Source organism: Ectothiorhodospira sp. 9100, from assembly GCF_022227565.1.
Classification (GTDB): domain Bacteria; phylum Pseudomonadota; class Gammaproteobacteria; order Ectothiorhodospirales; family Ectothiorhodospiraceae; genus Ectothiorhodospira; species Ectothiorhodospira marina.
In genome coordinates, this window is sequence record NZ_JAJNAN010000078.1 from 1 (window position 1) to 6,426 (window position 6,426).

Consider the following 6,426-nt stretch of genomic DNA (forward strand, 5'->3'; position numbering starts at 1 on the left):
ATCCGGCTGATGCACTACGTCGCTTGCTTCTACAGCGAGTTGCTCAAGCAGAAGGTCGTCACCCCCGGCCAAGGCCTGCCGCCGGTGTTCCCTGTGGTGCTCTACAACGGCTCGAAGCCCTGGACGACCCCGCTGGACATCTACGAAATGGTGCAGCCGGAACCGCCAGGCTTCCTGCAGCTCTACCAGCCGCACCTGCGCTACTACCTGATCGACGAAGGGCGCTATACTGACGCGGACTTGAGTTTGCGCCAGACGCCGCTAAGCGGGGTGTTCAGCGTCGAGAACGCCGGGGAGAGTTGGGAGGCCCTGCAGCGCGCCGTGGACCGTGTCGTGGCGATTATCCAGGTCGACCCCCATAAGGAGCGCATCGACCGGATCATCACCCGCTGGCTCAAGCGCCATTTGCATCGGCTGGGGGCCGGGGTCAACCTGGAACGGCTCGAAAGCCTGGTGGAGGACAAAGATATGTTGGCAGAGAGCTTAGAGAACCTAGTCAAGAAAGAGCGTCAGGAAAGCGAGCAGCTGGGCATCGAGAAAGGCCGCCTGGCAGAAGCTCGCGAGGTCGTGCGGACCCAGCTCACCTTCAAGTTTGGCGAGGTGCCCGACTGGGTAGAGGCACAGCTTGTCCAAGCCGACCATGACCAACTCAAAGGCTGGATGCGCGATGTGCTGTTCGCCACCAGCCTGGAAGAGATGTTCAAGCACTGACCCCCTGGCGGATCATGGCTCGATCCCCACGCCCCTCCCTTGGCGATCAACTCGCCGTCCAGCAGACGCTCCGCGGCCAGCAGCACAGGGGCCAGCAGCACAGGGACAGGCACCCTGACTGTACTCGATGACCATCAGATCGCCCAGACGACAGGCCTGCCCCTGGATGAGGTGAAGGCCCTGCGGTCAGATCAGCCTCACTGAGTTGTTACAGCAAGGGGGTGAGCGGGGAGTGGATTCCTGGCTTGATCAAAGGCTTTCCACATCAAAGGCCACGATCTGCCGCTGCTGGCTGGAGAACTCCACGCCGATCAGGTGAATGGCCTTGCCCTGACCCAGGTACTTGTCCGCGTAGCCCTTGTCCTTGAGTTGTTGCAGCGCCCTGCCCTCGCCCACCTGCTCCACCACCTTGAACTCGAACAGGTAGATGTGGCCATTGAAGTCCACCGCCATGTCCACCCGTCCCATGTGGGTGGAGTCCTCCACCCGGATCAGAAGACCCAGGGCAGCCAAGTGGCTGTAGAACACGCTGGCGTAGTGGCCCTCGTATTGGGCGATGGGGTTGTTGCGGTACCAATCGTGGGGGAGGCTGGCGTACAGGGCCTTCAGGTGGGCCTCCAGGGCCTTGAGGTCATGGGCCTGCAGGGCGCGGAACAGGGTGAGGGTTTCCCGGCCGGAGCGCGGCAGGCCCAAGGCCGGCAGCAGGGCCTGGTTGAGGCTGGATTCCACCTCCCGGTTGGGATAGCCCAGGGTATACAACCAATAGCCGGTGATGGGCTGTTCCACCTTGTGGACGGTGAGATAGCCGGTCTGGAACAGCAGGGCCTCGGTGGCAATGTCGTCCACGTCGAATCGTCCCAGCAAGTTGGCTTCGGTCTCCATGGATTCCAGACGAGGTGTGTACAGGCCCCGCTCGGCCAGCAGCTTGACCAGAAAGCTGGGGGTGGCACTCTCGAACCAGTAGGGGCGGAATTCACGTTTTTGGAAGAACAGCAGGACATCGAAGGGGTTGTAGACCGCTGGCGTGGTCTCATCTCCCCAGCGATAGCCGTTGTACCAATCCTTGATTTGCTGGCGGTCCAGCCCGGGTAGTTCCGGGGCGAAGACGGTGTCCAAGTCTTCATCGGTATAGCCACAGATGGGGGCGTAGGGCTTGTCCAGGGTGATGTCGTTGAGGTTGTTGAGCCCCGAGAACAGGCTCACCTTGCTGAACTTGGACACGCCCGTGAGCAGGCAGAACCTCAGGTGGGGATCGGCATCCTTGAGCACGGAGTAGAGGTTTTTCAGGCCTTCCCGCAGCGCCCGGGCAGTCTCCCCGTCGGTGATGTTGTCCAGGATGGGTTTGTCGTATTCATCGATAAGGACCACCACCCGCTCGCCATGCAGCCCGTGCGCCAGGCGGATCAGGTCGGAGAATTCTCCGGAGATATCCGGAGCGCCGCTATCCTCGACCCCCAGTCTCTCCCGGTTGAGCCGCAGCAGGTGACGGATGCGGGCATCCAGGGCTTCGCGGCTATCCATGACGCCATCGCCGAAACTCAACCGGATGACGGGATGCTTTCTCTGCCAGTCCCATCGGTCATGGATAGACAGACCCCGGAACAGGGGCTCGTTGGCCTCGAAGAGTTCCTTGAGGGTGTCCAGCAGCAGGCTCTTGCCAAAGCGGCGGGGGCGGGAGAGGAAGAAATATCCCCCCTCCTGGGTGAGTTGGTGCAGCCAGGGGGTCTTATCCACATAGTAGTACCCACCCGTGCGAATCTTGGCAAAGCCTTGGACGCCAACGGGGAGCTTGCTGCGGGGCAATGGGGTGGTCATCGAGGGAATTCCTGGGGACAACAAGGGCCATGACACGATGTTCAGTCTATCGCTTTGCCGGTGATAAGCGAACAGGGTGTACGTGCGGCCTTCGCGGCCGAGGGCCGCTCCCACGGAGGGGCGTTTACCCCTCCCGCCCCAAATCATGCTTCTTCAGCAAGTCGTACAACGTCGGCCGGCTCACCCCAAGCAACTCAGCTGCCCTTGAGATATTCCCATCCACCATCTGCAGGGTGCGGCGCACCGCCCGGCCTTCGGCTTCGTCGCGGACGCGGCGCAGGTTGAGCATCATGGGGTCTTCGCCTTCGGCGGAGAGTTCCAGGTCTTCGGCGTTCACCTGGTTTCCGTCGGCCATGATGACAGCACGCTTGATGCGGTTTTCCATCTCCCGCACGTTGCCCGGCCAGTCGTGGTGTTCGATGGCGTTGATGGCATCGGGGGTGAAGCCCTTGATGGGGCGGCCCTGCTGGCTGGCGAGGCGGCGCAGGAAGGCGCGGGCCAGGAGGTGGGCGTCACCGGTGCGTTGCTTGAGAGCCGGGATATTGATGGTGATCTCGCTGATGCGATAGTACAGGTCCTCGCGGAAGCGGTCTTCCTGGATGAGGGTGGGCAGTTCCTGATGTGTGGCGCAGACCACGCGCACATCCACGGGGATGCCTTCCCGGCCGCCGATGCGGTCGATCACCCGTTCCTGCAAAAAGCGCAGCAGTTTGGCCTGCAGGGCCATGGGCAGGTCACCCACCTCGTCCAGGAACAGGGTGCCGCCGTCGGCGTATTCGATCTTGCCCTTGGTCTGTTTGTTGGCGCCGGTGAAGGCGCCTTTTTCATAGCCGAAGAGTTCGCTCTCCAGCAGATTTTCAGGGATGGCGGCGCAATTGATGGCTACAAAGGCCTCTTTGCGGCGGGGGCTCAGGTCGTGGAGGGCGCGGGCGATCACTTCCTTGCCGGTGCCGCTGTCCCCCAGCAGCAGGGTGGTGGCGTCGGTGGGCGCCACTTTTTCCACGGTGCGGCAGATCTTGAGCATCTCCGGGCTGCTCGCCAGCAGGCCTGGCAGGGGTTCGTTGGCCTCCTTGGCGGAGAGGCGACGGTTTTCGGCTTCCAGTTCGTACAGGCGATGGGCGCGCTGGACGATGAGGTTGAGGATGTCGGCGTCCACGGGCTTTTGATAGAAATCGTAGGCGCCCAGGGCCACGGCCTTGACGGCGTTGTCGCGATCATTGTTGCCGGTGACGACAATGACCTTGGTCGTGGGTGCCAGGGCCAGGATCTGTTCCAGGGTGGCCAGGCCTTCGGTGGCACCACCCGGGTCGGGGGGCAGGCCCAGGTCGAGGGTGACCACCTGGGGTTCTCCGCGGCGCAGCTGGGTGATGGCTTCGTCACGGTCCTTGGCGGTAAGAACCTCAAAGTCGCTGAAACACCAGCGCAGCTGGCTGAGCAGGCCGGGGTCGTCTTCCACCAGGAGTAGAGTCGGTTTTTGTTGGGTGCTTCCGGTCAAGGTTCGGGTGCCTCACTGGCTGGTGTCTGATTGCCTGACTCCCTTCTCCCCTTGGGGAGAAGGGTTGGGGATGAGGGGCGGCGGCGGGCATGGTACCAGCGACTGCCCTCACCCCACCCCCTCTCCCGCAAGCGGGAGAGGGGCCTTTTGTTGTTGGGCCAACGGAATGGTGATCCGGAATCGTGAGCCCTTGCCCGGTTCGCTCCACACCTCCAGATCGCCCCCCAGGGCGCGGATGAACTCGCGGCTTTCGAAGGCGCCGATGCCCATGCCAGTGAGGCCTTTGGTGGTGTCGAAGGGACGAAACAGACGTTCGCGGATGAATTCCGGGGTCATGCCGGTGCCGGTGTCGATCACATCCAGATAGGCCTGACGGGTGTCCTTCCAGAGAGACAAATTCACCCGACCGTTGTCAGGGGTGGCCTCCTGGGCGTTCTGGATGAGGTGGTTGAGCACGGAGCGTAACCTCTCGGGATCCGCCAGCACAGGGCATTCCCCACCATTGTGCTCCAGTTTCGCTTCGGGTGCACGCCCCTGGGCATCGTTGACCGCCTGGGTGGCCAGGTCGGCCAGATCGACAGGCGTAGCCTCACGCCCCGGGTCGCCGCTGCGCAGTTGCAGCATGAGCTTGTTCATGCGGGCCACGGCATTTTCCACGGTGCCGATGGCATCCTTGAGGAATTCGGGATTATCGCCGTGCTTTTGGGCATTGCTCACCACCAGGGAGAGCTGGGCGATGATGTTCTTCAGGTCGTGTACCACATAGGCGGAAAGCCGGTTGAAGGCCTCGAACTGCCGCGCCTCGGACAGGGCCTGCAGGGCCTCCATCTGGGCCAGGTGGCTGGCGGCCTGCAGGCCGGCGGTCTTGAGCAGGTCCCGGTCTTCCCAGTTGATGATGCGCAGAGCTCGGGAGGGGGCCAGGAGCACGAAGCCCAGCAGTTCATCGTCCTGTTTGAGCGGCACCAGCAGCCAGGCGCGTTCACTTTCAGCCAGCCAGGCGGGCAAGGTCAGGCCAGGGTAGCGGTCCGGATGTTTCCGGGCCTCCATGATATCCAGCACCCAGCCTCTCTCCAGGAGGTAGCTGGCCAGGTGGCCATCCCAGGGTTCGGTGGTAGGCGGTGGGTCCGCCATGCTCCACTGGGCGGTTTGGCTGAACTGGTGTCCGCCATTTCGCATCCACAACTGGCCGCCGGGGCTGTCGACGATATCCGCCAGGGCGCGCACCACGCGCACAGGCAGCCCCTCCTCTCGGGTGCTGTCGGCCAGAGTGCGAATGAAGCGCAGCCACTCTTCCCGGTAATCATATTTGTAGTTGAAGAAGTGCTTGCTCACGAACACCCGGAACTGGGCCCGAAAACGCCCCGAGATCACAAACACCGCCAGGCCCAGCAGTGCCGCGAACAGGAACACGCTCTGAAAGACAGTGCCCCACTCGCCGCCGAACACCCGCAGGTAATAACCCGCGGCAGCCATGAGCAACAGGTAGATGCCGGCCCCCAGCAAGGTGGCGGTATGGAAGACCATCCCCCGCGAGACATACACGTCCAGCGACCACTGGGGGTTGCGGGCAGCGGAGACGGCGATCAGCGGCACCACCAGGGCATTCACAAAGCCCCGGGCCTCCCATAGCCCCGCATACACCTGGCGGAACAGCAGGGCCTCGGCATACATGTAGAAGTCAAAACCATAGACCCCGCCCAGACCCAGGCACAGGTACTTGATGGCCCAGCGGCCTTCAGTGGAGGTGTTACGGAAGATCTGCTCCACCAGCAGCAAGACGATCAGCACCAGCAGCAGTTTGCCACCCAGGATGATGTCGCTACGCACCCAGGCCTCGGGCAGCAGCGGTTGCACGCCCAGATAAGCGGACAGGCTAAGCACCAAGGTCAAGGCGCCTGCACCGAGAGCAACCAGGGGTGTGCCCAGGCCGCCGGAGACAGCCTCGCTGCCCGGCAGATGGGCGGTGTCGTGTTCCGGCTCGGTTGAGGGGCCGGCGCGGCGCGGGGTTTGTATGGGCTTGGCCAGATCTTCGCCAGGGCGAGCCAGTTGCAGGTCACGGGCCTGCCAGAGCAACCCCCAGAGGAAGGCGATCCAGCCGGCATCCCGGGCCAGTTCGGCCAACAGGACCATCTGGGTGCCCACGATCTGCCCCTGGGTGGTATTCAGGGCCAGGGTGGCGCCCCAGAGGATGCTCAGGGCCACGGCAATGATCAGCAAAGAGCCTTGCAGGCGCCGTTGCCAGCCAATGGCCAGCACCGCCAGCAGAATGAAGAAGGCGGCGGCGGCGATGCTGTAGCTGACGAGGCCTAAGGGGAAGGTGAAATCCATGGGGGGGTCTGGTTGTGTTGGGGGGGTATTATGGGGGCATGGTGCCCTCGGGGGGGGGGGGGGGGGGGGGGGGGGGG

4 protein-coding genes are annotated in these 6,426 nt (G+C 63.3%); 1 reads left to right on the plus strand and 3 read right to left on the minus strand.

Features of this window, described 5'->3' with window-relative positions; genetic code table 11:
• A partial coding sequence (locus LPW29_RS14580; RefSeq protein WP_238628619.1) for an Rpn family recombination-promoting nuclease/putative transposase occupies positions 1-711 on the plus strand: 711 nt, incomplete at its 5' end.
• Positions 712-960: 249 nt separating this feature from the next.
• Here LPW29_RS14580 and LPW29_RS14585 read toward each other — a convergent pair.
• The 3 genes from LPW29_RS14585 to prsK form a co-directional block, all read right to left on the minus strand.
• Positions 961-2,526 carry an ATP-binding protein gene (locus tag LPW29_RS14585; protein ID WP_238628620.1) on the minus strand — a complete coding sequence of 522 codons (1,566 nt, stop codon included), beginning with the start codon at positions 2,524-2,526 and terminating at the stop codon, positions 961-963.
• Positions 2,527-2,650: 124 nt separating this feature from the next.
• The gene (gene prsR, locus LPW29_RS14590) at positions 2,651-4,021 is read right to left on the minus strand and encodes a PEP-CTERM-box response regulator transcription factor (RefSeq protein ID WP_238628621.1); all 1,371 of its coding nucleotides are present in this window, start codon (positions 4,019-4,021) and stop codon (positions 2,651-2,653) included.
• A gap of 108 nt (positions 4,022-4,129) precedes the next feature.
• A complete protein-coding gene (gene prsK, locus LPW29_RS14595) occupies positions 4,130-6,349 on the minus strand; it encodes an XrtA/PEP-CTERM system histidine kinase PrsK (RefSeq protein ID WP_238628622.1) in 2,220 nt (739 codons plus the stop codon).
• Positions 6,350-6,426 lie beyond the last annotated feature (77 nt).

What these genes read in the sequence shown, in the direction of transcription:
- prsK (WP_238628622.1), bottom strand. Translation starts at nt 6,349, where the DNA reads ATGGATTTCACCTTCCCCTTAGGCCTCGTCAGCTACAGCATCGCCGCC.
- LPW29_RS14585 (WP_238628620.1), bottom strand. Translation starts at nt 2,526, where the DNA reads ATGACCACCCCATTGCCCCGCAGCAAGCTCCCCGTTGGCGTCCAAGGC.